The following is a 26,135-nucleotide window of genomic DNA, read 5'->3' on the forward strand; positions in this document are numbered from 1 at the left end:
CTTGTGCCAATTGAATATTTCAGATAGACTTCCTCTTAGCTGATTAAAGTACTTTTTCATCTTTCGCAAATAATGAATATATAAGGCTTTAATCAGTCCTTTCAATATTTTTTATCGTGTACAGAGGATTTTTAGCAAGTTTTTTTATATTCAGAATATAGGTTGTCTAATTGTTGTCTAATATTGATTCCTATATTTCTATAATCACACTCGCGTAAGTTTGCTAAAGAAACTCTAGCGGAAGGATGTAGATCATCAAAGCCATTACCAGGTAGAAGTACAATCCCCGTTTCAGATGCTAAAGTTTTTAGCATATCATTAACACTATGATTTTGTATTAACCATTTAGAAAAAAATTTATCATAAATTACAGTTGAGAGATGTTCTAAATCTAGAAGTGTATAATATCCAACATTATCTGAATTATAATGGTGCTGTATCTTAGGTGATATTGAATTAAATAAGATATTATAGCGTCTTCTGATAAGCTTTTTTGCTTCTTTACGATAAGTATCTTGACTATCTAATAAGCTAGAAAGCGCAAAAAGGCTCATTTGTAATTGTTGAGGTAGTGAGATACCAGCGGTATGATTTAGTGCAACAGAGCGACTATCAGCTACTAATCTATCAATAAACTTTAATGTTCTTGAATTTGTTGTAAGAGAGCTGTAATGCTTATCAAGCTCACGCAGTTTTCTATCATCAAGTTCGCTAATTAGTTTATCAAAAATATTGTCTTTGTGTAGGGCAATCGTACCGATACGCCAGCCAGTTGCTCCAAAGTATTTGGAGAATGAGTAAACGCAAAGGGTGTTGTAGGCACATTTTGAGAATAATGATTCAAAGTCATCTGAAAAAGTTGCATAAACATCATCGGTAATAATCATTAAATCAGATCGATGATCTCCGATGATATTCGCTATTTTGTCTAGAACAGAGTCACTAATTTTGACAGATGGTGGATTACTTGGATTTACTAAGCAGAGAATCTTTATAGTAGGATCAAGTAGCTTTTCAAGTTCTTTGTCAGTAACTTGCCAATCTGCTTGCTCAGCAGCATAGATGTGAACTATAGTATTGTTATATTCTGGAAGTTCTGGAATTTCTAGATATGGTGAAAAAATAGGGCTAATCATCGCTATTTTATCATTAGCATTAAGCAATCCATTTATTTTCATGGATTGAAAAATGTATGTCATAGCAGCAGTACCACCTTCTGTCGCAAAAATATCAAACTCTAGAGGGGTGTCCGTATTCTTATAGAGTTCTTCACGCAGATAGTACATTACTATTTTTTCGGTGATAGAAAGCATCCTTGGTGGCGAAGGGTAGTTACATCCAAGATATGCATTAGTCATTTCATATAGAAAATCTTCTTTATTGATGCCTAAATGATCATCAACGAAAGAGATTGCAGCTTTAAGAAAACTAATTCCATCTAGCTTATCATTAGCCATACAGTAGAAATCAAATCTTTCTAACATACCTTTTTTCTCAGGTAAGCCACCAAAGATGTTATCAAGATAGGAGTAGGATCTTTCAGATTCTTTAAGTGCAAAGTCTCCAAGGCGTAAGAAAGCATGTCTTGGAATAGTTGCCAAAAAATTAGGATTGCCACGACCAGCATTCAACATTAATCTATCGGCTTTACTTGTTGCTAATTTTATTAATTCATCTTTAAATTCAAATGGACTTAAATCTTGTTGACTCATGAAAATATCCTTTTATTTGGGTATGATTGTGACTAATGCAACTATAATAGGACCCCATAGTGTCAGCCATATATTTGCTAAAGCATAAGATGATGTGAATGGAATTACAGGGGTAGCGTTGCCAGCTCGTTCTAATAGAGCTGCAAAACCAGGATTTGCGCTTCTACCACCAGCAATAGTTGCTAATAATACAATAGGGTTTTTGATTTTAAGTAAATAGTACGATATGTAAAAAGAAATTACTTGAGGTATGATAGTTACACCAATACCCAAGAAAAATAGTGTAAGTCCGTGATCCTTGATGGCGATTATGGCTTGAGGTCCAGCAGTAATTCCAACACTAGCTACAAATATTGCTAAACCGAAGTCTCTGATAAAATTAGAAGCCCCTAATGGTAGATTGCTAAATTGAGGTTTCACTGATCTGATCCAACCAAAAATCAAGCCTGATAGCAAGCAACCAACGCCAGCGCCTAAAGTTATTGAAATACCAAAGATATTGAAACTTATTAAGCCCAAAATATAGCCTAAAACCATTCCTAAACCAAAGAAGATGAAATCAGTGATCGGAGCTTCAGAAATATAAGTCCCTATCTTGTTGCTAATTTTATCAAGATCCTCTGGTTTGCCTACTAATACAATTTCATCACCTCTTCTTAGCTTTAGTTCGTCAGAAATAGGAAGCTTTTGACCAGAACGAATAATTTTTTGTAAAAATACTCCATAGTAGTTTTTGTCTTGAATTATGGTTTTGACTTCTTGGATAGTTTTGTTGAAAAGATTCTTGTTTGTTAATATTAAAGATCTTTTTTCTTCAATGAAGTTGAATTGCTGAGGTTTGGTAACTTCATCATCATTTGAAATGATAGATTGTATGTCTAAATCTTCGTAGAATGTTATGGCTACTATATCATCAGTATGGATGGTGGTTTCAGGGGTTATAGTTAGTAGCTTATCATTGCGAATGATATTTTCTATTACTACTTTATACTCATATGCTTTATATATTTCTACAACTGATCTATTTAGTAGTTCTGAGTTGTGACTAATTCTATATGCTCGAGTAGTGTATTCGCTAAAAGCAGAGAATTGACCAGCTTCTAAATCCAAGCTACCATCTGATTGTTCGGTCGCTAGCTTAATAGCTTCTTTTCTGATATCCCATTTCATTATAAGTGGGAAGATTGTAGCTAATAGGATAATTGGCCCAAAAGATCCAAAGATATAACATACTGCATATCCAACGGCCACGTTAGCTTGCATTGTATGAATAATTGACTCTGGCAGTGAGCTTATGGCAGCTATTGCATTATTTGCTGAACCTATCATGGCTGATTGAGTTAATCCTCCAGCACCTAATCCAGCTGCAGTCCCTTTATCTAATTGGAATATCCAAGCAAAAGCTAATACACATATTAACCCTAAGAGACATGTTATAGTCGAAGAAGCTAACAATAAAAGAGTACTTTTATTTAAGGATCTAAAAAATTGTGCTCCTCCTTGATAGCCAACGGCATATATAAATAAAGCAAAAAACAAAGAGCCTATCTCTGGCGGAATCATAATATTAAGTTGTCCTATTATCACTCCAATTATTAGAGATCCTGAAATACCACCTAATACAAAAGTCTTATATTTTATCTTTCCGAGTAGATAACCAATACTCACTGTTAAAAATAGTGCTATGAAGGGATTTTTGAGTATGTTAAGCACTAACTGTAGAACCATCTTGAGTCTCAGTATAACTGCATGTGTAAAGTATAGCAGACCTTAGTAGTTATGGTAATTACTGAGTTGCGATTTATTGCGTATTTATATATCCACCTGGTACTGATTCGATCAGCGATTTGAGTTCGAGTTCAAATAGGATTGGAGTTATTTCCATATAAGGAAGTTTTGATTCAGTAACTATTTTGTCAATTGTTGTGAGCCCATGACCTATAATGTCTAGAATCACTTTTTCGGAGTTGCTTAGGTTTATATTATTGTCAGCTATTTTTGTAGAAGTTTCTTGTAAAGAGTTGTTTGGGTCAATATTTATCTCTTCTAAAATATCATTAATATCACAAACAAGTTTCGCTCCTTGTTTGATTAACTCATTGCAACCTTGACTAGATGTGCTAAAAATACTTCCCGGTACTGCAAATACTTCTTTGTTTTGTTCAAGAGCATGTTGAGCAGTTATTAATGAGCCACTTTTGCTAGCTGCTTCAATTACAACCACCCCTTTAGATAGTCCACTAATTATACGATTTCTCTGAGGGAAAGTATAACGTGAAGCTGTTGTTCCTAGAGGTAGTTCAGATATTATTAGTCCATCGTTAGAGATAATATTGTTATAGAGCGCTCTGTTTGAGCTTGGGTATATCATATCAACTCCTGTACCTACTACAGCAATAGTGTTTAAACTGTTTTCAAGAGCATATTTATGAGCTAGAGTATCTATTCCGTATGCCAGTCCACTTGTTATTGTGATATTTGAGTCTTTAAGTTCTTTGCAAAGTTTGTAAGTAGCATTCTTTCCATAAGTAGAGTTTTTTCTTGCACCAACAATTGCTAATTGAACAGTATCTAGAAGTTTTATGTTACCTGTGCAATATAATACAAAAGGAGGATTGTTAATATGTTTGAGATTTTCTGGATAAGCTTGATCTGAGTATGTTATTAATTTATTATGACTATTTTCTAGCCAGCTATACAGTTTGTCTAGATAGCTTAGGTATTTTCTATTGTTGAGATATTCTATACTCTCGTGACGCAAGAATAAGCTTTTGGTATATTTGCTTGGATTATCGATAATCTCACTAAAAGTAACACCAGTTTCTAACGCTTTTAGTAGGCGACTATTACCAAAGTATGGTGTGCATGAAAGAATTACTATGGATTTGGTAGTATTATTCATTACAGTCGAGTTGTTGCCATTGAGCTGCTAGTTATTTCCTGCAGTGAGTTAACTATTATTGCTATAGAATAGTTATTTGATTCCCTATATACAAAGCCATAACCTATATATTTCGGAGGAATAGGGAAGCCATCAGTCCTACTTTCAGGCTCGTATAGTATTACTTCAGCTCCTAGTTTTAGTCCATCAGTAGCACCCTTGTTAAGTAGAATACTATTATAAGATGAGGAGAATGTATTCGTATTCATAACATCTTCAAGTACATTTGCAGTTACTTTGCTCTTCATTTTAAAAGTTTCACTTGGAAGCTTTTGATCTGCAATAGCATCAGGTATTACGTAATCACCAACACTAGCCTCCCTAGTTAGATTAGTGATTGTAAGAGCTGTTATACCTTTGTAAGTATGATCATATTTTGCTGTTCCTAATCTGTAGTATTTGGTATCGTCGTTAAAAGATGCTATTGGTTTAGGCTCTGATATGATTATAAAGTTTTTATTATCAACATTCTGAGGGTATTCTTTATCTGCAAATATCTTGTAGTTAGTACTTAGTACCGGTCTTTTTTCTCTAGAGTCGTATATTCTTGATACATCATCGACTTCGTTACCATTTAATAGGTAAACGTTTGAGAAGAATTTGGTGTAGTCTGCAGGTTTTACATGTTTTAGGTTTTGTTCTATGTTATCTATTTGTTCGACGAGTCTACTTTTTAGAGTAATTTCGGCTCTTTGGTTTATTGCTCTATTTGAACTTGTATCATTTGGTGCAATAGGGTCTTGGTATCCTAGGGCTTTAATTATAATTCCATTGTCCTTATCTAACCCTCTTCTAACAAGATACTCTTCAACACTTTCTGCACGATTTTTGGATAGTCTAATATTATACTCAGTCAATATGTGTTTATCGGTTAGTAATTTTGATTCTACTTTTCCAGCATATCCCCTTATTGTGAATGTTGTAGTGTCTGTAAGCTTTAGGTAAGCATAGAGTTTGTTGAGAACTTGCTTGGCTTGGTCATTAAGATTGTAACTATCTGCATCGAACTTAATATTTGTTTGAATTAAGTCTGGACCTTTTTGTTCTTTTAAACATATAAAAGATTGGTTGGACTCTATTAATTTTTCTGTACAAGGTCCTAATGTAGGAAAAGAAAGGTTTTCATCACTAGGATTTTCACTTCCTGTAAATGTTTCACAACCTGTTATAATTAACGTCGATAGTATTATTGAAGTAATGCTTAGTAGTTTTTTCATAGGTGGTAATAAAACTTATGGGCTTATTAATAGGATTCTACTATAAAGTTTTTGATGAGAATAGTATTTGTAGCTTAGGTTATTGATTTATATTGATAAAATCAATTTGTTATATAAACAAAAGATGAATAAAATCTCTAAATATGGTATCTTGAAGTTCAAAAAATACAATTAGAATTTATATGAAAATAACTTCAGACAGCTTTGTGAAAATGCACTTTAAATTTAGGTTGAAAGATGGTTCTATCGCTGAAGATACAGAAAACTATAATAGACCTTTCATATTTCAAATGGGTCAAGGATGCTTTACTGATAAAGTTGAAAGTGAGCTAGAGGGAGCATCTGTTGGAGATAGTAAAAGAGTTGTTTTGATGCCAGAAGAGGCTTTTGGCGAAAAGCATCCTGCGAGCATTTATTCTGTGCCTAAATATAGGTTTCCGAAGGATATGGAGTTAGAAGAAGGTTTAATTGTATCATTTAGCCAAAAAGATGGCTCTAAGTTACCAGGATTGATTACTGAAATTAATGAAAATGATGTTACAGTCGACTTTAATCACCCCTTATCTGGTCAGATAATTGTATTCGAAGCTAAGATTTTAGATATAGCTGAAAAAGAGGAGGATTTAAGTGAAGATATTACTAGCTAATCCTAGAGGTTTTTGTGCAGGAGTCAGTAGAGCTGTGGAGACTGTAGAGAAAGTTCTAGAAGTTGAAAAGTCTCCTATTTATGTGCGCCATGAAGTTGTCCACAATAAGGTTGTTGTTGATTCTTTAAAGAAAAAGGGCGTGGTTTTTGTTAAAGAGGTCGATGAAGTTCCTAATGATGCTGTGTGTATATTTAGTGCTCATGGTGTTTCGCTTCGAGTTGAAGAAGCTGCAGCTAAAAAAAACCTTGTGTTATATGATGCAACATGTCCATTGGTTACTAAAGTCCATAGAGGTGTTCGCTTAGCAAGTAATAATGATGCTGAGTGTGTTTTGATTGGACATAAGGGACATCCTGAGGTTCAGGGTACTATGGGTCAGTATCGCAGTGAAAAAGGAGCTATATATTTGGTCGAAAGTGAACAGGATGTTGCTAAGCTAGATATAAAAAATCCTGATAATTTGTATTACGCGACACAAACTACTTTATCTGTGGATGAAACTCAAGGAATTATAGAGTCCTTAAAAAATAGGTTCCCAAATATCAAAGGACCAAAAAAAGAAGATATTTGTTATGCAACACAGAATCGTCAAACAGCAATAAAATCAATGCTTAAAGAAATAGATGTTTTAGTTGTTGTTGGCTCACAAAATAGCTCTAACTCTAATAGATTGAAAGAGTTAGCGACACTGGAAGGGATTGATGCTTATTTGGTAGATAATCCTGCGGATATCAAAAGTGCATGGTTTGATAATAAGAAAGTTTGTGGAGTCAGTGCTGGAGCCTCTGCGCCTGAATATCTTGTTCAACAGATAATCTCTGAAATATCTAATGTTTGTAAGGGTGATGTTGATGTGGAGGAGTTTGATGGTATCAAAGAAGAGGTTTACTTCCCTCTTCCGAGACTTCTTAAACAAAAAATTATTGGTACTAATTGAGGAAGACCTTATGCAGAGATCAGTCAGGGGTGCAACAACAATAGATAGTGATACTAAAGAAAATGTAATAAGTATGACTAGAGAGCTTTTGCAAGAGATGATAAATCATAATGATATTGAATCTGAAGATATCGTTAATATAATATTTACAGCAACCCAGGATATTAAATCAGAGTTTCCTGCCGTTGCAGCTCGTGATATTGGCTTGGTGGATGTGCCTTTGATTGACTGCCAACAAATGACGCGTGAGGGAGCATTAGAATTTTGTATTCGGATTATGTTGACATATAATACAACTAAGTCGCAAGTTGATATAAATCATATATATCTACGTGGGGCTAAAATATTAAGACCAGATTTGTTAAGAAAATAGTAGGGTTAAGGTTATGTGGTTATTAGAAAATATTGATATGAAGAGGTCGAAGTATATACTTCCTAGCCTATTTACGAGTGCTAGTTTATTATTTGCTTTCTTGGCTATTATTGCCGCTTTTCAAGGTAATTTTATTTCATCAGCGGTATATATGTTATTGTCAGGGTTTGCTGATGCATTTGATGGTAGAGTAGCAAGATATACTCATACTCAAACCGAGTTTGGTGCTGCTTTAGATAGTCTCGCAGATGTTGTTTCATTTGGGGCTACTCCTGCATTGGTAATGTATTTTTGGATGTTGCATCATCTTGGACCTATAGGAGCTGCTATTTCATTTTTATACTTATTAGCAGTAGCCCTAAGACTAGCAAAGTTTGATACTATGATTGAAGTTCCAGCGGACTCAGAGGAACAAAAACTTGAGAGAAGATTATATTTCTATGGTATGCCATGTCCAGCAGGTGCTGTTACAATATGTGGTTTAATCTGGTCTGGCCAGTGGCTGATTGGTAGAGCTGGAGACACAGGTCATGACTTTATTATATTTTTACTAGTGTGTGTTACTATATTTACAGCTTTATATCTTGCTTTTATGATGGTTAGTGATATTAAATTTAGAAGTTTTAAAGATAGTGATGGAAGGGGCAATATAAGTAAACTTTATATAATATGTTTTATATTGATAATTTTGATGTTATTTACTATGCCTGAGAGATTATTGTATTTAATAATGATTGGATATGCATTGTCTGGTCCAATATCTCATTATAGGTATAAGCAAAAAATTAAAAATAGCGATCTAAATGAAAATTCAGCTGTCGATGGTAAAAAAATAATAGACGCAGATAAGTAAAAAAATTATTCTTTAATTGTGACAAAAGCATCATGGCTAGCATGGCCTTGTTCGCCTATAATACCTGCAGAAACGCCACCCGGTTGTTGCATATATCCTGGTTCATTAGAGTCTAAGTTTTGTTCAGTTGGTGGTGGAGCTACATAGCCAAAAGAGTCTCCGGTTGAATTTGTACATGAGATTAAAGCTGTAGCAACAAAAGCTAGTATAAGTAAAGTCGTTTTTTTCATTACATATCAATCTGAAATTTTATTATTTATAAATAATAACAGATTTATATTTAATTTAGATGCATTAAATGGTTTATAATTTATATTAGTTTACGTATAATTAGCGACAACACGCGCGAAAATATATGAAAATATAAATCTGTCAGGAATATTTATGGATAATTCTATTTCTTTAGTTCAATTAATTTTACATGCTAACTTTATAGTTCAGCTTATTATGTTAGGTCTAGTTGGTATGTCTGTTTACTCATGGGCTATTATGTTTGAAGTCAACAATCGTGTCAAAAAATATCGTAATGAGCAAGTTCAATTTGATAAGTTGTTTTGGGCAGGACATCATATACAGAAATTATATGATTATTATCTCCAACATAAAGAAAACATCTTTGGTAAGTCAATAATATTTTGCTCAGGCTTAAGAGAGTTTAATAACTTAAAGGATACTGGAGTATTAAAGGGCGATACTATTCTAGAAGGTATGGAAAGGACAGTAGGTATAGCTATAGCTCAAGAAGCAAAAGAGCTGGATAGAAAACTCCCTGCTTTAGCTACTATAGGAGCAGTATCTCCATATATTGGTTTAGTAGGCACGGTTTGGGGTATTATGTCGTCATTTAATACTTTAGGCGGTGTAGAGCAAGCTACTATTTCTGTAGTTGCTCCTCATATTGCAGAAGCATTGATTGCTACAGCATTAGGTCTTTTCGTAGCAATTCCAGCAGTTATTGGCCATAGTAGGTTGTCTAATCAGGTTGATGATGTTTTGTCTGGTTATGAATCATTTCAGGATGATTTGTGTATCCTATTGTTAAAAGAAGCTCATAGAGATGAAGTGCAACAGCAACATCAAGAAAGCTTTTAGATAAAGGCTTTTAGTATGAAAAAGAGAAATAAGAGATTCTTCAGAAAAAAGAGACCAATGGTGCAAATCAATGTAGTACCTTATATTGATGTAATGTTAGTGCTTTTGGTTATTTTCATGATTACAACACCTATACTAACTCAGGGTGTAAAGGTCGATTTGCCTAAAGCGCAATCAGAAAAAATACCCTCTAATGATAGTAAGCCAATTGTGGTTACAGTAAACAGAGAGGGTGAGTATTTTGTTAATCAGGGAGTTAGTGATCCAAAAGCATCATTAAGCGCTAGAGATCTTACGAATGCAGTTGTTAGTCTGTCACAGCAATCTCCAGGTAAGCCTGTATACGTGCGTGGTGATAGTAGTGCAAACTATGGTGAGGTAGTAAAAGCTATGGCTCTTATACAAAGAGCTGGTGTAGATAAAGTGGGGTTAGTCACTGAAGATGGCAAATCTTAATTATCAAAAAGTTATTACTTTCTGTAAAAAAACAGTCGATGAAAACCCATTTCTAGTAAAGGCAATACTTGTACATGTTGGCATAGTGATTTTGCTATACACACTGGCATTTATTAGTGATTTAAAGTTTGAAACAAGCCAGGCAGCTTTGAGTGCTCAGGTTGAAAAAGCTCCCAAAAAGCTTCAAATTATTCAAGCAACATCGATAAGTAGTAGTGAATTAAATAAGCAGCTTTCGGCTTATGAAAATCATCAGCAAGAATTAAAGCAAGCTAGAGAAGATATTAAGCAAGCTAAACGACAAGCTCTCATAAAACATCAGCAAAAATTAAAAGCACAAGCTGAAGCTGAGAAAAGGGCTAAATTAGAAGCAAAAAGAAAAGCTATTTTAGAAGCAAAGAAAAAAGCACAAGCTGAAGCAAAACGTCAAGCAGAGCAAAAGAGACAGGCTCAAGAAGAGGCTGAGCGTAAGAAAGAGCTAGAAGAGAAAAAGAAGGCTCAAGAGGAAGCAAAACGTAAAAAAGAACAAGAACTAAAAGCAAAACAAGAAGTAGAAGAAAAAGCTCGTCAAGAAAGATTGGCAAAGGCAAGAGCTGAGGCTATCGCATCAGCTAAGCGTGAAGCAGCTAAGAATCAGGCTGATTTAGCAGTGAGTAAATATGTCACCGAATATACGGATAGGGTAGGCTCAAATTGGATTAAAGATGATTGTAGAGGTATATACGATTTACCAAGAGCAATTATTAGGAATGGAAAGTTCATAAGGCTTACAGGAACGTCAGGTGATTATGGTTGTGACCAGTCATTGATAGATGCTATTAAAAATACTACACCGCCAGATATCTCAAATCCTGTGGCAAGAAGAACTATACAAACAGAGAATATAAGTTTTATATTTAAACAAAGTTAATGAGGAATAATATGAGAAAAATCATTACAGGCTTTTCGATATTTGTTTTTTTAATTTCTAGTCTATATGCAGATTTAGTTGCTGAAGTGACGACTGGAGTTATTCAAAAGCCGCTAGTAACGGTAATTAGTAATAATGTTGTAGATCAATTTCCTCAACAAGTAAATTCTATAATACTTTCAGATCTTAATCATAATGGTAGGTTACAAGGTGATGACTCTATTAAGTATGAAATTAATCAAAGTCAGAATATACCTTGGAAGAGCTTGAAGTCTGATTATGTTGTTTTAACAAAATATACAAAAAATTCAAATAATAGTTACACTGTTGAAGTGCAAATATATAAGAGAAATGATACAAGCTATATTAGATCAATAACGTACAAAAATATAAGTGTATCTTTAGTGAGACCTTTAGCGCATAAGATCGCTAATTATGTATACCAAAAACTTACTGGTGAGCAAGGCTTTTTCTTAACTAAATTAGCATATGTACAAGTAAGCAATCCTTATGCTAGGTATGGTAGAGTTTATGAGCTAATAATATCTGATTATGATGGATATAATAAACATACTGTTCTTAGACAAAGTGATAACCCGATAGCTACGCCATCATGGTCAAATGATGGTAGGTATATAGTCTACTCAAGTTATAGTGGTGGTAGCATGGGTGTATATACTTTAGAGATAGCTACAGGAAAGGTTAGGAGGATAACTAACTTTAAAGGTATCAATAGTTCTCCATCATTTTCTCCAAATGGCAAAGAAATTGCCTTGGCTTTATCTAAGGGATATTCTGATCAGACAAACATTTATATATTAAACCTAGCTACTAAAGCACTAAAGAGAATAACAATAAATGGGATAAATACAGCTCCGAAATTCTCTCCAAATGGTCAAAGTATAGTGTTTACATCTGATAGAGGCGGGCGTCCAAATATTTATGTTGCACCCGTAAACTCAAGATATCCTCAATCATCTAAATTGAGCAGTAGGATCTATCATGGTTATGAGCCAAATTATACTCCAGATGGTAAAGACATTATTTTTATGAATCAATTAAGGTCAAAGGGTACTCAAATTGCTGATTTCAATTTAGCTAATGGGACTGTAACAAATATCACAAATGGTAAATCAGATAGTTCACCTACAGTTTCACCATTTGGTAATATGATTGCGTACATATCGACAAACTCTAGAGGTTATAGTTCATTAGATATGGTATCATTAGATGGAGATAATAAATTTAATGTTGATTCAGCTAACAATGGTAACATTTTAATTCAGTCACCTAGTTGGTCGCCAAAAAACTTTTAGGGAGCTTGTATGAAGGTTTTAGTTAAAAATTATGTTGTTTTAGCTTTAGCTTTGTTAATTACAGGTTGTGCGTGGTATAAGGGACCTCCACTGCAAGCTAATGCAAACGGTAGTTTAGATGGATCATCTTTAAATGAGACTAGTGGTCCAGGTTTTATCAGTACGCTTAAGAGTGGTGAGAATTATGGGTCAAGTTATTCAGGTTATGCAGATAATGGCGGTAATTATGAAGTTTCAGGTTTTGAAAATAGCTAAAAACAGGAGTTAAATATGATGAAAAAAAGTATTATGAGTGTAGCTGTTGTAGGTTCTATACTTATGTTAGCAAGTTGTTCTAGTACTAGACCAGACAATAGTGATTTGATTAAAGATAAGTACTCTGGTGTTGATAGTTCTCAAGCATTAGAGATGTCTTCGCAAATATATGGTTCTGATAATATGAGTTCAGATCAAGTAGAACAAATGAAAAAAGAACTTATGGATATCAATTGTAGATCAGTATATTTTGGTTTTGATAGTTATAATATTACTGATGATGCTAAAGAGTGTTTGGATAAAACTGCTGACTACTTGATTGCTCATCCAGATCAGCCTATTAAGTTATCAGGTAATACTGACCCTAGAGGTAGTGAAAAATATAACTTTAATCTAGGTCAAAAGCGTGCTGAATCTGTATACAACTATTTACTAGGTAAAAATGTAAATAAAGACCAAATTTGTGTTGTTAGCTATGGTAAATTAAAACCAGCTGCAGAGCCAACTCAGTTCTATGATGAGTTCTGTACAGACGGTGTTAATGATGCATGTATGTATAAAGCATCTGAGAAAGCTTACTATCTAGATAGAAGAACAGAAATTGATTTTGGTGTTAAATGTGATGAAGATAATTCATCAAATTAATTAGTAATTTTCATATCTAAGTTTGTAATTCTATCTTTAACTATTTTTTTATATTAAATTGTTCTACAATATTCGAATAATTTTTGTTTGAAATTAAATATTATGATTAAAATTCCTAAAATTGGTTTTGTGAGTCTTGGCTGTCCAAAAAACCTTGTTGATTCTGAGCGTATCATAACTAAGCTAAAAGCAGAGGGTTATGACTTGGTAGATAGTTATGATAATGCTGATATGGTTATCGTTAATACTTGTGGATTTTTAAATTCTGCTATAGATGAGTCTTTGGAGGTCATTGGTGAAGCAATTGCAGAAAACGGCAAGGTTCTTGTAACAGGATGTCTTGGAAATAAGGCAGACCTTATCAAAGAAAAACATCCTGAAGTTCTAAGTATTACAGGGCCTCAAGATTATGAGAACTTAATAGAAGCTGTGCATACTCATGCACCTATATTTGCTAATGATTTTGTCTCACTAGTACCTCCACAAGGTATTAAGCTTACTCCAAGACATTATTCGTACTTGAAAATATCAGAAGGGTGTAACAACACTTGTACATTCTGCATTATTCCAGACATTCGTGGTAAGTTAAAAAGTCGCTCGATTGATAACATCATGCGTGAAGCGGAGAAGCTTAAAAATGCTGGTGTTCAAGAGTTACTTGTAATATCACAGGATACTTCTGCTTATGGTGTTGATATCAAATATAAATCAGGAGTTTGGAATGATAAAGAATATCAAAGTAATATTTTGGATCTTTCAACAGCTCTTGGTGAGTTAGATATGTGGACAAGGTTGCATTATGTGTATCCATACCCTCATGTTGATAAGATCGTACCACTGATGGCTCAGGGTAAAATAAATCCGTACCTTGATGTGCCGTTACAGCATTCATCACCAGATGTTCTCAAAAGGATGAAACGACCTGCTCATACTCAAAAGACACTTGATAGAATTAATAAATGGCGTGATATTTGTCCAGATATAGCTATTCGAAGTACTTTCATCGTAGGTTTCCCAGGCGAGACCGAAGCAGATTTTGAGCATTTACTAGACTTCATCGATAAGGCACAGCTTGATAGAGTTGGTTGTTTTAAATACTCAGAAGTAGAGGGTGCAAGGGCCAACCAACTTGATAATTTAATCTCTGAAGAGATTAAACAACAGCGTTTAGATGAATTTATGAGTCTGCAAGCTCAAATAAGTGCTAATAAGTTAGAAAACTTTGTTGGTACAGAGCAAAAAATTATAATCGATTCAATAAACCTTGATGAAAACTATGCAATTGGGCGTACTAAGTATGATGCACCAGAAGTTGATGGACAAGTTATCGTTGGTGATGCAGCGGAGAGAGGTCTAAAAGTTGGTGAGTTTGCAACTGTCGAGATTACAGAATCTACTGAGTATGATCTGATAGCTGATTAGTTTCTGTATATTAAACTTTCTTAATATTTATCTATCCATATAAAAAATCCATAATCTTATTTGTATACTTAAAATACTAAACCATTGTCGGGGAAAGTAGTATGAGTAGTAATCTAGTTGTTATTGGAGCTTCAGGTTCTATAGGCAGTGCAGTCATAAAAAGATTAAAACAGTTATATCCTAATGCTAATATATATGCTTTTTCACATTCTAAAGTAGTTGATTGTGTAGAAGGTGTAGTTTATGAACATATTGATTACTCGAATGAAGCAATAATCGAGAAAGCAGCAAAATATGTTTATGATAAGTCAGGAGCTATTAATCTGGTTTTTGTAGCTACTGGTATACTACATACTTCCGAGATAAAGCCAGAGAAAGCTTTAAGAGAGCTATCAGCTGATAAATTTATTGAACTTTTTAAGGCAAATACAATATTTCCAGCTTTGGTCGCAAAGCATTTTATACCCAAGTTAGCTAAAGATACTAAGTCTGTATTTGCAGCTATTTCTGCACGAGTTGGTAGTATCTCTGATAATCAGCTTGGTGGTTGGTATGCTTATAGAGCTTCAAAGGCGGCTTTAAATATGTTTATCAAAACAGCAAGTATCGAAACTAAGCGTGTAAATCCAAGTGCTATAATAGTTGGGTTACATCCAGGGACTGTGGATAGTCATCTTTCTAAGCCTTTCCAAGCTAGAGTAGCTGAGGGTAAGCTTTTCACATCTGAGTATTCAGCTAGTAAGTTAGTTGAAGTATTAGATGGTTTAAAAGTGGAGGATAGTGGTAAATGTTTTGCATGGGATGGTAAGGAGATTATTCCATAGTTAAAGTTTTGAGAGGTATTTATGAGTGATAAAAGTATAACAAGCAGTGAAATTATAGAAATGGCTTGGTGTGATAAAACATCATTTGATGCAATCAGAAATATAACTGGATTGTCAGAACCACAAGTTATAAAAATCATGCGAAATAATCTTAAACCGAGTAGCTTTAAACTTTGGCGTAAAAGAGTATCGGGCCGAGCTGCAAAACATCAAAAAAAGCTAAATCATACAAATGCAAGTAGTCTGGTTTAAGCGTGATTTACGCATAGATGATAATTTAGCTTTAACACAGGCAGCTACAAAAGGAGATGTTTTACCAATATATATAATTGAGCCTGAGCTTTGGCAACAGCCTGATATGAGTCATAGGCAATATTTGTTTTTGTCAGAATGTTTAGAAGAGTTGAATAAAGAACTTACGAGATTAGGACAACCATTAATCTTAATGATTGGTGATGCTATAGAGGTTTTTGAGCAGCTAATACAAAAACATCCTATCAAGAGTGTTTGGTCGCATCAAGAAACTTGGAATAATTGGACATATCAGCGTGATATTAAACTTGAGAAGTTTTTTAAACAGAATGATATTACATGGCATCAGCCATATCAAAATGGTGTAGTTCGTTGTTTAGCTGATAGAGATAAATGGGCTTTGTTATGGCACAAACGCATGAGTGAAAATCTTGTAAAAGCGCCTGCTAAGCTCAAATTTATTTGTGAAAATCAAACTAAAATACCTACGGCTGAGAGTCTTGGCCTAGAGTATGATAATTGCTATAAACGGCAAAAAGGTGGTCGAGTTCGCGCACTTAGAATCCTTGATAGTTTCTTGTATCAAAGAGGTTGTGGTTATACTAAAGAAATGTCTTCACCAGTTACTGCCTTTAAAAGTTGTTCGAGATTGTCGCCATATATAGCTTTTGGAGCTATCTCGATAAAAGAGGTATATCAGTTAGCTAATCAGCGTAAAAAGAAATCAAAGTTAGTAGTATAAAAAATAAAACAAAATGGTTAAGCGCAATGCGTTCATTTTTATCGCGTCTATGGTGGCATTGTCATTTTATGCAGAAGTTAGAGGATCAATCAAATATTGAATATGAGAATTTGCATTCAGCCTATGATCAACTACGCAAAGAGTCGCTAAATCAGCAATATTTTGAGGCATGGAAAACTGGTAATACTGGTTTCCCAATGATAGATGTATGTATGCGAGCATTGATTGCAACAGGATGGTTAAATTTTCGTATGCGTGCAATGCTTATGAGTTTTGCAAGCTATCATTTGTGGTTAGATTGGCGTGTTACATCGCTATATTTGGCAAGATTATTTACTGATTATGAACCAGGCATTCATTATTCACAAGTGCAAATGCAATCGGGAACTACAGGTATAAATAGTATCCGTATTTATAACCCTATTAAGCAAAGCATTGACCAAGATCCTAATGGCGAATTTATCAAAAGATGGATACCTGAGCTAGAAAATGTAAGTGATGAGAATATCCATACACCATGGCTAGAAAAGCATAATGCGGTAGATTATCCAAATCCTATTGTTGATGAAAAGCAAGCGCGGAAATTTGCCGCAGATAATATTTATAAAATTAGAAAAGACTCAAAGAGTAGTCAAGAAACTAAAAATATTATCAAAAAACATGCTAGTAGGAAAAAGCCCAGAAAAATCAAATCTAAACAACAAAAGGTAGATAATATTCAAGGAGAGCTTTTCTAATGAGAACCTTACGATTAATTCTAGGAGATCAACTTTCGCAGAGTATTTCTAGTTTGAAAGATTGTGACAAAGCAAATGATGTTGTGATGATGTGTGAGGTAATGCAAGAGGCTAGCTATGTTAAGCATCATAAAAAGAAGCTTGTATATATTTTCTCAGCGATGCGTCATTTTGCACTGCAGTTGCATAAACTAGGTTATAAGGTTTGCTATACAAAACTAGATGATCCAAAGAATACAGGTTCATTTTATAGTGAAGTTGAGAAGGTTGTTAAAAAGCTTGGTATACAAAAGCTTATTGTAACTGAGCCAGGTGAATATCGTGTATTAAAAGATATTCAAAGTTGGCAGAAAGATTTCTCTATAGATGTTGAAATACTTACAGATGATAGATTCTTAGCGCCAATTGATGAGTTTGCAAAGTGGTCAAAAAACTATAAGCAAATACGCATGGAATATTTCTATCGTTATATGCGTACTAAACATAATATTTTGCTTGATAATGATGGCAAGCCAGAAGGTGGACAGTGGAATTATGATAGTCAAAACCGTAAAACACCAAGTTCTAATATGCAAATCCCAAAACCATATAAAAGTACAGCAGATGATATAACTAAGCGAGTAATTAAGTTAGTCGAGAGAACATTTGCTGATAATTTTGGAGATATTGAGCCATTTAATTATGCTGTTACTAGAGAGCAGGCGCTCGAAGCACTAGATTTATTTGTTAAAGAAAGACTTAGTGATTTTGGAGATTATCAAGATGCAATGCTTGAGGGACAGGCATGGATGTATCATTCACATATTTCTATGTATATTAATAGTGGCCTGCTATTACCTATGGAGTGTATCAAGGCTGCTGAAAAAGCATATTATAATGACAATGCTCCTTTAAATGCTGTTGAGGGTTTTATCCGTCAAATTCTTGGTTGGCGAGAGTTTGTACGCGGTGTTTATTGGTTAAAAATGTCAGACTATCGCGATATGAACTATCTTGAAGCTACACGTAAATTACCAAGTTTTTATTGGGATGCTGATATTAAGATGAATTGTCTGCATCAGTGTGTCAAAGAAACTAAACAAAATGCCTATGCGCACCATATTCAAAGACTAATGGTTTTGGGAAATTTTGCATTGTTAGCTGGGATTGATCCTAAGTATGTCAATGAGTGGTATTTGTTAGTATATGCAGATGCCTATGAGTGGGTTGAGTTACCAAATGTATCAGGAATGGTACTTTTTGCAGATGGTGGGTATTTGGCAAGTAAACCCTATGCTGCTAGTGGGAGCTATATCAAAAAAATGTCAAACTATTGTGATAATTGTAGTTATAAAGTCAGTGAGAAAAATGGAGGTGGTGCTTGTCCATTTAATTACTTATATTGGGATTTCTTAGCTAGAAATAAATCAAAACTCGCTAATAACCCACGCTTGGCAATGATTTATAAATCTTATGAAAAGATGACTAATGAGAAGAAAGAACTAATTAGACAAGATAGTAAAAAGTTTCTTGAGGAGTTAGGTATATGAAAAAACAGCATTTGCCTACGAAGGTTTGTGTAGTATGTGGTTTACCATTTACTTGGCGTAAGAAATGGGCAAAAGTATGGGATGAAGTAAGATACTGCTCTGAAAGATGTCGGAGAGCAAAAAATAAAAAATAAATCTTATCTGAAAATATTCAATTAACGTTCTCCAAGCCTATTTCTTATTTTAATTGCTATAAAAGATAACAATCTATTCTTATATTTAATTTAGTATGTAAAATAATTTTAAATAATATAGTTAATAACCATGAAAATGAATTTTATCCAGAAATATTTTGCAATTATAGTAATACTAGGAGTTCTTTTAGCTACATCGGTATCTTACATATTTATACCATTAAAGCCATATATTACTTATTTGTTAGCTACTATTATGTTGGTAATTGGACTTCATCTACAACCAAAAGATTTTGTAAAAGTCGCTAACCTCAAGGGAAAGTTACTAGTTATATTGTTTTTGAAATTAACTGTTACATCAATAGCTGCTTTTATAATTGGTAAGCTCTTTGGGTTGAGTTTAACCGCATTGATAGGTCTAGTTATTGTTGGTGCTTGTCCAGGAGGCACGGCTTCAGGAGTTATGGCTTTATTGGCTAGAGCAAATATTTCACTTACTGTTAGTTTAACTTTCTTAACAACATTGTTAGCACCAATAGTTATGCCACTAATCATCTATTTTTTCTTTGCGAAGAGTATTGAGTTAGACTGGTTTGGTATGTTTGAAACAATGGCAATAATAGTTATCTTACCGATAGTTTTAGGAATTTTAATTAGTAAATTTACTAAACTAAATGATTCCACTTTAAAGAAAATCTCTAGTATTCCAATACTCTTGATTATGCTAATAGTAATGGTTGTAACAGCTTTAAATAAAGACGCTATTATACTTGTACCTTTAGATATTATTTTAAGCGTTATAATCCTTAGTATATTTGCTAATGTGTTTGGATATTTAATAGGTAAAGTTTTGGGCCTAGATTTTGATAGTAGATTAGCTTTGCTATTTGAGTTTAGTATATTAGATGTTGGCTTAGGGGTTGTGATAGCTTTGACCTTCTTTGGTAATCAAGCAGCTATTGCTGCAACTTTTTATGCAATTTGGCAGAATATTATTGGACCTGTAATTGTTAACTTTATAAATATATGTCGTAGTACTAAGTTTAAATCTTCTTAAAATATTTTGTTGACAAAAAAGTCTAAAATAGACTAATATATCTAAAAAATGGTTTTAGATATCAAAATGAATCCTGAGTTAGAAAAATTTATAAATGTCGCGGAAGCTATAAGTAGGCTTTTGCATCCTTTTGCAGAAGTTGTAATTCATGATTTATCTAAGAACAAGATAGTGGCGATTTTTAATCCTATCTCTAAAAGAGAAATTGGAGATATATCATATCTAGATCATATAGATTTAGATGCTTACGATGATTTTGTAATAGGGCCGTACGATAAAATAAATTATGACGGGCGGAAAATGAAATGCATTATCACTATAATTAAAAGCTCAACAAATGATGTTATAGGGACATTATGCATAAATTTAGATATTTCTGTGTTTGATAGATATCAAAATTTAATAAACGTATTTCTAAATAATAACAATATGCAAATGTCGCAGCAGCAACAGAGCCTTTTCAGAGATACTCTTTATGAAAAAATTAACAATTTTGTGCAGAGATATTGTATAGATAATAATCTACCAATCGATAATTTAACAAGGGATCAAAAGAAAAACTTGATTTTAGAACTTAAACAACAAGGCGCACTAGATGGTAAGAATGCAAGTAAATACATTGCAAACGCACTAAATATTAGTCGAGCTACTGTCTATAACTACCTTAAATAATCATAGGAAAAAAATAATGTTAATCATATTAGGAGCAATTGTTGGTTTTGTAGCTAGTTTTATTTCTACGCTACTTGGTGGAGGAGCAGGTTTGATAGCTGTTCCAGCTTTTTATTTTATAATTGTACATACTTATGGAGCTGACTTTGCTATGCAAATAGCTATAGCAACTTGTTGTGGGATGTCTATATTTTTAAGTTCTATAGCAACATACAAACACTATCGTAAAGGTAATATACACTTGGGAGAGTTAAAGTATTATTTAGTATATTTATCTATAGGGGCGCTAGTAGGCTCAATAGTTGCAAAACATATAAATACAGATCTTTTGAAAATAGTCTTTGCAATATTGTTATTTGGAAGTGGTATCTGGATGATATTGCACAATGATAATAAGGTTGTTAAATTACCTAGAAGCGCTAGATATAGTATTTTTGGATTTTGTGGTATTTTGAGTGTTTTGGCAAGCTCAACAACATTTGCAACAATGTTTTTTATAAAGATTGGTACTGATATCAAAAAAGCTATAGCTATAACTAGTGTCTGTGTGCTTATAAACTCATCAATTGCAGCATTTGTGCTTACTTATGGAATTAGTGTTAATGTACCATCAACACTTGGTTATCTAAATATTCCATTGTTAGTATCATCGGGTATATTTGCATTGGCAGGTAGTCTTTTGGCAGTTAATTATTTAGGGATAATTTCTCCAAAGCTTCTAAAGAATTTATTCATAGTTTTGATGTTTGTTTCTGGCGGTGTAATGATTATCTAAAAGTTGAAAATATAAGCTTTTGCTGTATACTTAATATTTCTTTGGAGAGGTGTCCGAGTGGTTGAAGGAGCACGCCTGGAAAGCGTGTATAGTTTAACGACTATCGAGAGTTCGAATCTCTTCCTCTCCGCCATTTAGATAAAAGAATAATCTGTCTTTGTGTACGTTACTAAGACACTTTCTTGATGATATGCTTTCTCGTAGACATTAACTAGATTGTTTACTTTTTGCTCAAGTTGTTTTGATTTATCATCTGCAAGTATCGTGACAACTTTGGTTTTTTCACTATAAGTGGTTCCTGTTGGGCTACGCCAATAGCCTCTAGCATCATTTTCAGTATAACCATCAGGGAAAGCGGGTGTTATGTATTTGTTCTCAAAATTTTTGAACATCTTATCTGAAACGTAAGAGATATTATCTTTATCATCTTTCATAGTTCTGCCAAAGTAAAGTTTGACTATATATCCTTGATTATCTTTGGTATCTGCAAAGCCAGTATCCGATAACACAAATATACATAATGCTAGTGTAATTATATATCTCTTCATAAGTTTCTCTTTAGATCTTTCTTCAAAAAAATGGCAGCTAAAATTAGTATTAGCCAACCTATCATCAGTGTGGTGCCACCTAATGGTGCTAGCTTCAAAATAATAGGTATATTATAAACCACAGAAATATAAATACTAAAACTAAATAATATTGTGCCAACTATAAAAAATAAGTTGCTTAGTTTAAGAGCTAAACATCGTGATAAGCTCTTACTACTTAAAAGAGCTATTCCAATACCGCTAATTACTATAGCATAGATTTGATTATAACGAACTGCAGTCATTACGAAATCAAAATGTTCAGCTGAGATTTGTAATTTTAAACCATGTTCTGCGTAAGCACCAAAAGCTACTGATATAAAACCTAAGATCGCACCAATTATTAAGTTCATCTACTCTCCAGTTTAGGTTACCTTATTTTACAATGGGTTAAACGATTAAAACGCCATTTCGCAAACAGACTATATATAATTTTAGCAAAACTATATATTAGTGGTAGTTTAATAATAGTTGCTAACTTTCTCCATTTGTTTAATTGGCTCCATATTATGATAAAGGCATCAACTCCAGTATGAAATCTATCTCCGTTATCTTTGACATGAAATAGCTTCAGACAAGATAGAGTATCTAAATTTTCTTTGTTAAGACTTTCTTCAGATATTTCGGTAATATCGATCCATTCAAAAATATTTTCTGGGGCTATATTTTTATAGTGATTTATCTCTTTTGAGCATAATCCGCATTTACCATCATAGAAAACTTTAATCACAAAAAAATCCTTTACTAAAGATATTGTATAACCACTATGATAAATATTATCAAGCCAATCCAATGATTATCAGAAAAAGCTTTTATACAGTTAGCTATACCTAGTTTTTTGTATAAGAAATAATTTCTGATAAATAAAAAAGCACTAATAACAACACCTATATAAAAAATAATATTAAAGCTTAGATATATACCTAGAGCTATCAGAAGTACTAATGATATGAAATTGAATAAAAAGATGTACTTAAATACTTTATCTCCAAATAAAACAGCTGATGACTTAATACCAATTTCTAAATCAAAATCTCGATCAGCTAATGCATAGATAGTATCGTAAGCTATAGTCCAACATATTGTTGATAGATAAAATATCCAAGCTTCTAGAGGTATTTTGTTTTGTGTAGCCGAGAAAGCCATAAAAATACCAAAATTAAACGCTAAGCCAAGTACCAACTGAGGAATTGCAAAGAACCTTTTACAAAATGGATATAAAACAGCTAAAAATAGAGCTATAAATGATAGTAAAATTGTGTATAAGTTTAAGAACAATACACAGATAAAAGCAACTATCGTAAGAGCTAGACACAAGTATAATGCATTCTTGACACTAAGTTTACCACTGGTTAAAGGTCGAGTATTGGTACGCTCTACATGTTTGTCAAAATCTATGTCTGCAATATCATTAACAATACAACCCACTGTACGCATTACAACCACACCAATAGTGAAGATAATCAAATATTTAATATCTGGAATACCATGACTTGCCAAAACTAGTGCGGTAAGAGTTGGCCAAAGAATTAGCAGTATTGGAATAGGGCGATGCAATCTCATTAGCATAATATATGCTTTGAATTTTGTATTACTCTGCATTACATAACTCCGGTAAAACTAGAAAATATTCTGTAATTAAAAATTTAAGCTCTTGATTATCTTTGTATGTAAATATCGAACTACGAGAAAAGATCTCTTGCTGAATATGCCTACTTGTTTCTTGATAAAAATCATCACTAGATAATTTACGGATTATGAATTCATCACGAGTAAATTTAGATTTCTCAAAAAGTAGATTATCACCAATTGGTTTTGTGCCAAGATTATCAACTTCTTGTGAAAAAAAATCATAAGTATCACAGGGAATAATTGTCCTAGCAAAAATTAATGTTTCATTGATACTTGAAAGAGTTATTTGTCGTACTAATGCAGACTTAATATCTAATAGTGATGCTTCTAACTGATTAACATTTGTAAAACTCTGAGAGATTTTATCTAATATAATTTCACCATAACCTTTTGATAGGCTTGTAACTAAGTTTTTTGCATCATTAAGCCAGTATCTTTCTACTTTTGATAAATTTTGTTTGTTAATAATATTCATATATCAGAAATACCTTAAACTTAAGGTTTCTTATTTTAATATCGATTTGTATAATTATACACTTAATACTTATGAATTTAATTAAAAGGGTTCCAAAATGCGTCCAAGTGGAAGAAATAACGATCAATTACGTACTTTAAAAGTTACACATAATTTTACAAAACATGCTGAAGGTTCAGTTTTAATAGAATTTGGAGATACTAAAGTTTTATGTACAGCTTCTGTAGTTGCTGGCGTACCAAGATTCAAAAAAGATTCTGGTGAGGGGTGGTTAACTGCTGAATATGGTATGTTACCGCGTTCAACTCATACTCGTATGGATAGAGAAGCTGCTAGAGGTAAGCAATCTGGTAGAACACAAGAAATTCAAAGACTAATTGGTAGAGCATTACGTGCAAGTGTTGATTTAACGAAAATAGGTGAAAATACTATCAAAGTCGACTGTGATGTAATCCAAGCAGATGGTGGCACACGTACAGCGTCTATTACTGGAGCATCATTAGCTATCAGGGATGCCATAGATTATATGAAGCACAATGGTATGCTTGATGAACAAACTAATCCATTAATGTCTCAGGTTGCTGCAATATCTGTAGGTATTTACAATAATGAGCCTGTACTTGATTTAGATTATGATGAAGACTCTAACGCTGAAACAGATATGAATGTAGTTATGAACTCAAATGGTGGTATGATTGAGATTCAAGGTACAGCAGAAGGCAAAGACTTCTCAGAAGAAGAATTTGCTAAAATGCTAGGTCTTGCTAAAAAAGGTATTAAAGAAATATTTGAAAGTATATTCTAGTTCTTAATAAGCATAATTCTTATAAAATAAAATCTTAAAGAGTATTTATATGAGAATTTATCTTTGCCAATAATGCAAAATCTTTTGTTTTCAATTCAAATAGAAATTCTTGTAATGGTTCACTTTTTGCAAAAAGAAGTCTTTGCTCAATTTGTTTAATTTGGTCTTCTAATGTCTGTCTTTGTTGATATAATTCACGAAGCTCTTTATCAGCGTTATTAAAAAAGTTTTGAATATTATCTTCTTTTTTGGCTTGTAGTCTAGTTTTGAGGTTTGTGCTTAGACTAGAAGTTCTGTTTACTGATAGCTTTTTTCTACTACCTAAAGAAAGTTTTTTACGTGGTTCTTGCTCTGACATTTATTTCTCTTAGTTATTAAATTTTAGACTTAATGTTTGAATTGTATAAGAATAACAATATAAATAGGAATTATAATATATTTGTTACTAAATTTATAGCTCCAAGCTTTAGAACTTTAGGTGATTTTGTTAGGAGTCACTCTAATTGATTCTAAATCTATTAGTGCACCGTAACTATCATCTTTTCCGGACTCTCTTAGTGTTAAGGTCTTACCTGAAGCACTAGTATTTTGTAAATCTATGTCAATTGTTTGCCAACCTTTAGAGAAGCTATCATGTGTATAGACAAGCTCATCACCTAAATAAACTTCAAAGTTACTTGAGTCATCACCAGTTCTAGAGTAAAAATCAAATGACATTTGCATACTATCAAAACCTTTTGATGCTAAATCATGAGAAAAGTCAACAATCTCATTCCTATCGCCGTCAAGCTCAGCAACATTTGGTCGGATATCATCAATATTATCAAAATTATTCCAAATTTCTATTTGCTCATCACCACCAGTTATATACCATTTTCCAAGGAAGTCACTGCCTGTATCAACCTTACCCCAGTCATCATCATCTACTGTTGTTTCATCGTATTGGAAGCTATCTTCACTAAAAATCATATTATTTTCTTTAAGTATCCTAAAGAAAGTAGCATCACCAAGTATCTCTGTACACGATAAAAAATATTGAAAGGACTGATTAAAGCCTTATATATTCATTATTTGCGAAAGATGAAAAAGTACTTTAATCAGCTAAGAGGAAGTCTATCTGAAATATTCAATTGGCACA

Annotated in this window: 31 protein-coding genes, 1 tRNA gene and 1 pseudogene; 21 read left to right on the forward strand and 12 right to left on the reverse strand. The window is 33.1% G+C overall.

Annotation, left to right across the window (positions count from 1 at the left end; translation table 11 throughout):
• Positions 1-131: 131 nt before the first annotated feature.
• The 4 genes from F3D57_RS08660 to F3D57_RS08675 form a co-directional block, all read right to left on the reverse strand.
• Positions 132-1,712 (reverse strand): bifunctional aspartate transaminase/aspartate 4-decarboxylase, encoded by a 1,581-nt coding sequence (locus F3D57_RS08660; RefSeq protein ID WP_150465957.1) that lies wholly within the window; start codon positions 1,710-1,712, stop codon positions 132-134.
• Between the two features lie 12 nt (positions 1,713-1,724).
• The gene (aspT, locus tag F3D57_RS08665; protein WP_150465958.1) at positions 1,725-3,440 is read right to left on the reverse strand and encodes an aspartate-alanine antiporter; all 1,716 of its coding nucleotides are present in this window, start codon (positions 3,438-3,440) and stop codon (positions 1,725-1,727) included.
• Between the two features lie 73 nt (positions 3,441-3,513).
• Positions 3,514-4,614, reverse strand: a complete 1,101-nt coding sequence (gene dprA, locus F3D57_RS08670; RefSeq protein ID WP_150465959.1) for a DNA-processing protein DprA — start codon at positions 4,612-4,614, stop codon at positions 3,514-3,516.
• On the reverse strand, positions 4,614-5,870 hold the full coding sequence (locus tag F3D57_RS08675; RefSeq protein WP_146421797.1) for an OmpA family protein: 1,257 nt from the start codon (positions 5,868-5,870) through the stop codon (positions 4,614-4,616). Before F3D57_RS08675 ends, dprA begins: the two co-directional genes overlap by 1 nt.
• 182 nt (positions 5,871-6,052) lie before the next feature.
• On the opposite strand from F3D57_RS08675, the gene fkpB reads away from it, so the two are divergent.
• Genes fkpB through F3D57_RS08695 form a run of 4 tightly spaced genes read left to right on the forward strand, consistent with a single transcriptional unit; the run spans position 6,053 to position 8,680 of the window.
• Entirely contained in the window at positions 6,053-6,517 is a 465-nt protein-coding gene (gene fkpB / locus F3D57_RS08680) for an FKBP-type peptidyl-prolyl cis-trans isomerase (protein ID WP_150465960.1), read from the forward strand.
• Entirely contained in the window at positions 6,498-7,454 is a 957-nt protein-coding gene (ispH, locus tag F3D57_RS08685) for a 4-hydroxy-3-methylbut-2-enyl diphosphate reductase (protein ID WP_150465961.1), read from the forward strand. Before fkpB ends, ispH begins: the two co-directional genes overlap by 20 nt.
• Positions 7,455-7,464: 10 nt before the next feature.
• Positions 7,465-7,827 carry a chorismate mutase gene (aroH, locus tag F3D57_RS08690; RefSeq protein ID WP_146421799.1) on the forward strand — a complete coding sequence of 121 codons (363 nt, stop codon included), beginning with the start codon at positions 7,465-7,467 and terminating at the stop codon, positions 7,825-7,827.
• Positions 7,828-7,840: 13 nt separating this feature from the next.
• Complete coding sequence (locus F3D57_RS08695) at positions 7,841-8,680, forward strand: CDP-alcohol phosphatidyltransferase family protein (protein ID WP_150465962.1); 840 nt, start codon at positions 7,841-7,843, stop codon at positions 8,678-8,680.
• Positions 8,681-8,685: 5 nt separating this feature from the next.
• On the opposite strand, the gene F3D57_RS08700 is transcribed toward F3D57_RS08695, so the two are convergent.
• A complete protein-coding gene (locus tag F3D57_RS08700; RefSeq protein ID WP_146421801.1) occupies positions 8,686-8,910 on the reverse strand; it encodes a hypothetical protein in 225 nt (74 codons plus the stop codon).
• A 154-nt stretch (positions 8,911-9,064) separates the two neighbouring features.
• Here F3D57_RS08700 and tolQ point away from each other — a divergent pair, with 154 nt between their 5' ends.
• The 16 genes and pseudogenes from tolQ to F3D57_RS08780 all read left to right on the forward strand — a co-directional run bounded on the left by tolQ (position 9,065) and on the right by F3D57_RS08780 (position 21,631).
• Positions 9,065-9,772: a protein TolQ gene (gene tolQ, locus F3D57_RS08705; RefSeq protein WP_013922157.1), complete on the forward strand. Its 708-nt coding sequence runs from the start codon at positions 9,065-9,067 to the stop codon at positions 9,770-9,772.
• A gap of 15 nt (positions 9,773-9,787) precedes the next feature.
• Positions 9,788-10,228, forward strand: coding sequence for a protein TolR (gene tolR, locus F3D57_RS08710; protein WP_041263589.1), 441 nt, complete (start codon positions 9,788-9,790; stop codon positions 10,226-10,228).
• The gene (tolA, locus tag F3D57_RS08715) at positions 10,215-11,138 is read left to right on the forward strand and encodes a cell envelope integrity protein TolA (RefSeq protein WP_150465963.1); all 924 of its coding nucleotides are present in this window, start codon (positions 10,215-10,217) and stop codon (positions 11,136-11,138) included. The genes tolR and tolA overlap by 14 nt, the downstream gene beginning before the upstream one ends.
• Before the next feature lie 11 nt (positions 11,139-11,149).
• Entirely contained in the window at positions 11,150-12,454 is a 1,305-nt protein-coding gene (locus tag F3D57_RS08720; protein ID WP_191092381.1) for a PD40 domain-containing protein, read from the forward strand.
• Between the two features lie 9 nt (positions 12,455-12,463).
• A complete protein-coding gene (locus F3D57_RS08725; protein ID WP_013922161.1) occupies positions 12,464-12,709 on the forward strand; it encodes a hypothetical protein in 246 nt (81 codons plus the stop codon).
• 15 nt (positions 12,710-12,724) lie between these two features.
• Positions 12,725-13,354: an OmpA family protein gene (locus F3D57_RS08730; protein ID WP_013922162.1), complete on the forward strand. Its 630-nt coding sequence runs from the start codon at positions 12,725-12,727 to the stop codon at positions 13,352-13,354.
• Positions 13,355-13,456: 102 nt separating this feature from the next.
• Positions 13,457-14,776, forward strand: coding sequence for a 30S ribosomal protein S12 methylthiotransferase RimO (gene rimO, locus F3D57_RS08735; protein WP_150465965.1), 1,320 nt, complete (start codon positions 13,457-13,459; stop codon positions 14,774-14,776).
• Between the two features lie 101 nt (positions 14,777-14,877).
• Positions 14,878-15,600: an SDR family NAD(P)-dependent oxidoreductase gene (locus F3D57_RS08740; RefSeq protein WP_150465966.1), complete on the forward strand. Its 723-nt coding sequence runs from the start codon at positions 14,878-14,880 to the stop codon at positions 15,598-15,600.
• Positions 15,601-15,621: 21 nt separating this feature from the next.
• The gene (locus F3D57_RS08745) at positions 15,622-15,852 is read left to right on the forward strand and encodes a TIGR03643 family protein (RefSeq protein ID WP_150463610.1); all 231 of its coding nucleotides are present in this window, start codon (positions 15,622-15,624) and stop codon (positions 15,850-15,852) included.
• Positions 15,833-17,331, forward strand: a pseudogene (locus tag F3D57_RS08750) (FAD-binding domain-containing protein). The gene F3D57_RS08745 and the pseudogene F3D57_RS08750 overlap by 20 nt, the downstream one beginning before the upstream one ends.
• Entirely contained in the window at positions 17,331-18,860 is a 1,530-nt protein-coding gene (locus F3D57_RS08755) for a cryptochrome/photolyase family protein (RefSeq protein WP_150465967.1), read from the forward strand. Before F3D57_RS08750 ends, F3D57_RS08755 begins: the two are co-directional and overlap by 1 nt.
• Positions 18,857-18,994: a DUF2256 domain-containing protein gene (locus tag F3D57_RS08760; RefSeq protein ID WP_150465968.1), complete on the forward strand. Its 138-nt coding sequence runs from the start codon at positions 18,857-18,859 to the stop codon at positions 18,992-18,994. The genes F3D57_RS08755 and F3D57_RS08760 overlap by 4 nt, the downstream gene beginning before the upstream one ends.
• Before the next feature lie 136 nt (positions 18,995-19,130).
• Positions 19,131-20,051 (forward strand): bile acid:sodium symporter family protein, encoded by a 921-nt coding sequence (locus tag F3D57_RS08765; protein ID WP_150465973.1) that lies wholly within the window; start codon positions 19,131-19,133, stop codon positions 20,049-20,051.
• A gap of 48 nt (positions 20,052-20,099) precedes the next feature.
• Entirely contained in the window at positions 20,100-20,723 is a 624-nt protein-coding gene (locus F3D57_RS08770; protein ID WP_150465969.1) for a transcriptional regulator, read from the forward strand.
• 16 nt (positions 20,724-20,739) lie between these two features.
• Positions 20,740-21,498, forward strand: a complete 759-nt coding sequence (locus tag F3D57_RS08775) for a sulfite exporter TauE/SafE family protein (RefSeq protein ID WP_146421814.1) — start codon at positions 20,740-20,742, stop codon at positions 21,496-21,498.
• 43 nt (positions 21,499-21,541) lie between these two features.
• A tRNA-Ser gene (locus F3D57_RS08780) sits at positions 21,542-21,631 on the forward strand.
• A gap of 1 nt (position 21,632) precedes the next feature.
• Here the strand turns inward: F3D57_RS08780 and F3D57_RS08785 are convergent.
• From F3D57_RS08785 to F3D57_RS08805, 5 genes are read right to left on the reverse strand one after another with little or no spacing between them, the layout of a single operon-like run.
• Entirely contained in the window at positions 21,633-22,046 is a 414-nt protein-coding gene (locus F3D57_RS08785) for a DUF3574 domain-containing protein (RefSeq protein ID WP_146421815.1), read from the reverse strand.
• The gene (locus F3D57_RS08790; protein WP_146421816.1) at positions 22,043-22,438 is read right to left on the reverse strand and encodes a DUF423 domain-containing protein; all 396 of its coding nucleotides are present in this window, start codon (positions 22,436-22,438) and stop codon (positions 22,043-22,045) included. The genes F3D57_RS08785 and F3D57_RS08790 overlap by 4 nt, the downstream gene beginning before the upstream one ends.
• A gap of 17 nt (positions 22,439-22,455) precedes the next feature.
• Positions 22,456-22,815 carry a thiol-disulfide oxidoreductase DCC family protein gene (locus tag F3D57_RS08795; RefSeq protein ID WP_150465970.1) on the reverse strand — a complete coding sequence of 120 codons (360 nt, stop codon included), beginning with the start codon at positions 22,813-22,815 and terminating at the stop codon, positions 22,456-22,458.
• Positions 22,816-22,829: 14 nt separating this feature from the next.
• The gene (gene ubiA / locus F3D57_RS08800) at positions 22,830-23,687 is read right to left on the reverse strand and encodes a 4-hydroxybenzoate octaprenyltransferase (RefSeq protein ID WP_146421818.1); all 858 of its coding nucleotides are present in this window, start codon (positions 23,685-23,687) and stop codon (positions 22,830-22,832) included.
• On the reverse strand, positions 23,677-24,192 hold the full coding sequence (locus F3D57_RS08805; protein WP_150465971.1) for a chorismate--pyruvate lyase family protein: 516 nt from the start codon (positions 24,190-24,192) through the stop codon (positions 23,677-23,679). The genes ubiA and F3D57_RS08805 overlap by 11 nt, the downstream gene beginning before the upstream one ends.
• A gap of 97 nt (positions 24,193-24,289) precedes the next feature.
• On the opposite strand from F3D57_RS08805, the gene rph reads away from it, so the two are divergent.
• Positions 24,290-24,997 (forward strand): ribonuclease PH, encoded by a 708-nt coding sequence (gene rph, locus F3D57_RS08810; RefSeq protein ID WP_150465972.1) that lies wholly within the window; start codon positions 24,290-24,292, stop codon positions 24,995-24,997.
• Between the two features lie 34 nt (positions 24,998-25,031).
• Here the strand turns inward: rph and F3D57_RS08815 are convergent, their stop codons facing one another.
• Complete coding sequence (locus F3D57_RS08815; protein WP_013922178.1) at positions 25,032-25,355, reverse strand: hypothetical protein; 324 nt, start codon at positions 25,353-25,355, stop codon at positions 25,032-25,034.
• 116 nt (positions 25,356-25,471) lie between these two features.
• Positions 25,472-25,966 (reverse strand): hypothetical protein, encoded by a 495-nt coding sequence (locus F3D57_RS10380; RefSeq protein WP_224728172.1) that lies wholly within the window; start codon positions 25,964-25,966, stop codon positions 25,472-25,474.
• Positions 25,967-26,135: the final 169 nt, after the last annotated feature.

It is taken from the genome of Francisella sp. SYW-2, assembly GCF_008711475.1.
Classification (GTDB): domain Bacteria; phylum Pseudomonadota; class Gammaproteobacteria; order Francisellales; family Francisellaceae; genus Francisella; species Francisella salimarina.

Excerpts from the sequence above, each read along its gene's own strand:
- F3D57_RS08660 (WP_150465957.1), bottom strand. The coding sequence starts at position 1,712 with ATGAGTCAACAAGATTTAAGTCCATTTGAATTTAAAGATGAATTAATA.
- aspT (WP_150465958.1), bottom strand. The coding sequence starts at position 3,440 with ATGGTTCTACAGTTAGTGCTTAACATACTCAAAAATCCCTTCATAGCA.
- dprA (WP_150465959.1), bottom strand. The coding sequence starts at position 4,614 with ATGAATAATACTACCAAATCCATAGTAATTCTTTCATGCACACCATAC.
- F3D57_RS08675 (WP_146421797.1), bottom strand. The coding sequence starts at position 5,870 with ATGAAAAAACTACTAAGCATTACTTCAATAATACTATCGACGTTAATT.
- fkpB (WP_150465960.1), top strand. The coding sequence starts at position 6,053 with ATGAAAATAACTTCAGACAGCTTTGTGAAAATGCACTTTAAATTTAGG.
- aroH (WP_146421799.1), top strand. The coding sequence starts at position 7,465 with ATGCAGAGATCAGTCAGGGGTGCAACAACAATAGATAGTGATACTAAA.
- F3D57_RS08695 (WP_150465962.1), top strand. The coding sequence starts at position 7,841 with ATGTGGTTATTAGAAAATATTGATATGAAGAGGTCGAAGTATATACTT.
- F3D57_RS08700 (WP_146421801.1), bottom strand. The coding sequence starts at position 8,910 with ATGAAAAAAACGACTTTACTTATACTAGCTTTTGTTGCTACAGCTTTA.
- tolQ (WP_013922157.1), top strand. The coding sequence starts at position 9,065 with ATGGATAATTCTATTTCTTTAGTTCAATTAATTTTACATGCTAACTTT.
- tolR (WP_041263589.1), top strand. The coding sequence starts at position 9,788 with ATGAAAAAGAGAAATAAGAGATTCTTCAGAAAAAAGAGACCAATGGTG.
- tolA (WP_150465963.1), top strand. The coding sequence starts at position 10,215 with ATGGCAAATCTTAATTATCAAAAAGTTATTACTTTCTGTAAAAAAACA.
- F3D57_RS08720 (WP_191092381.1), top strand. The coding sequence starts at position 11,150 with ATGAGAAAAATCATTACAGGCTTTTCGATATTTGTTTTTTTAATTTCT.
- F3D57_RS08725 (WP_013922161.1), top strand. The coding sequence starts at position 12,464 with ATGAAGGTTTTAGTTAAAAATTATGTTGTTTTAGCTTTAGCTTTGTTA.
- F3D57_RS08730 (WP_013922162.1), top strand. The coding sequence starts at position 12,725 with ATGATGAAAAAAAGTATTATGAGTGTAGCTGTTGTAGGTTCTATACTT.
- rimO (WP_150465965.1), top strand. The coding sequence starts at position 13,457 with ATGATTAAAATTCCTAAAATTGGTTTTGTGAGTCTTGGCTGTCCAAAA.
- F3D57_RS08740 (WP_150465966.1), top strand. The coding sequence starts at position 14,878 with ATGAGTAGTAATCTAGTTGTTATTGGAGCTTCAGGTTCTATAGGCAGT.
- F3D57_RS08745 (WP_150463610.1), top strand. The coding sequence starts at position 15,622 with ATGAGTGATAAAAGTATAACAAGCAGTGAAATTATAGAAATGGCTTGG.
- F3D57_RS08755 (WP_150465967.1), top strand. The coding sequence starts at position 17,331 with ATGAGAACCTTACGATTAATTCTAGGAGATCAACTTTCGCAGAGTATT.
- F3D57_RS08760 (WP_150465968.1), top strand. The coding sequence starts at position 18,857 with ATGAAAAAACAGCATTTGCCTACGAAGGTTTGTGTAGTATGTGGTTTA.
- F3D57_RS08765 (WP_150465973.1), top strand. The coding sequence starts at position 19,131 with ATGAATTTTATCCAGAAATATTTTGCAATTATAGTAATACTAGGAGTT.
- F3D57_RS08770 (WP_150465969.1), top strand. The coding sequence starts at position 20,100 with ATGGTTTTAGATATCAAAATGAATCCTGAGTTAGAAAAATTTATAAAT.
- F3D57_RS08775 (WP_146421814.1), top strand. The coding sequence starts at position 20,740 with ATGTTAATCATATTAGGAGCAATTGTTGGTTTTGTAGCTAGTTTTATT.
- F3D57_RS08785 (WP_146421815.1), bottom strand. The coding sequence starts at position 22,046 with ATGAAGAGATATATAATTACACTAGCATTATGTATATTTGTGTTATCG.
- F3D57_RS08790 (WP_146421816.1), bottom strand. The coding sequence starts at position 22,438 with ATGAACTTAATAATTGGTGCGATCTTAGGTTTTATATCAGTAGCTTTT.
- ubiA (WP_146421818.1), bottom strand. The coding sequence starts at position 23,687 with ATGCAGAGTAATACAAAATTCAAAGCATATATTATGCTAATGAGATTG.
- F3D57_RS08805 (WP_150465971.1), bottom strand. The coding sequence starts at position 24,192 with ATGAATATTATTAACAAACAAAATTTATCAAAAGTAGAAAGATACTGG.
- rph (WP_150465972.1), top strand. The coding sequence starts at position 24,290 with ATGCGTCCAAGTGGAAGAAATAACGATCAATTACGTACTTTAAAAGTT.
- F3D57_RS08815 (WP_013922178.1), bottom strand. The coding sequence starts at position 25,355 with ATGTCAGAGCAAGAACCACGTAAAAAACTTTCTTTAGGTAGTAGAAAA.
- F3D57_RS10380 (WP_224728172.1), bottom strand. The coding sequence starts at position 25,966 with ATGATTTTTAGTGAAGATAGCTTCCAATACGATGAAACAACAGTAGAT.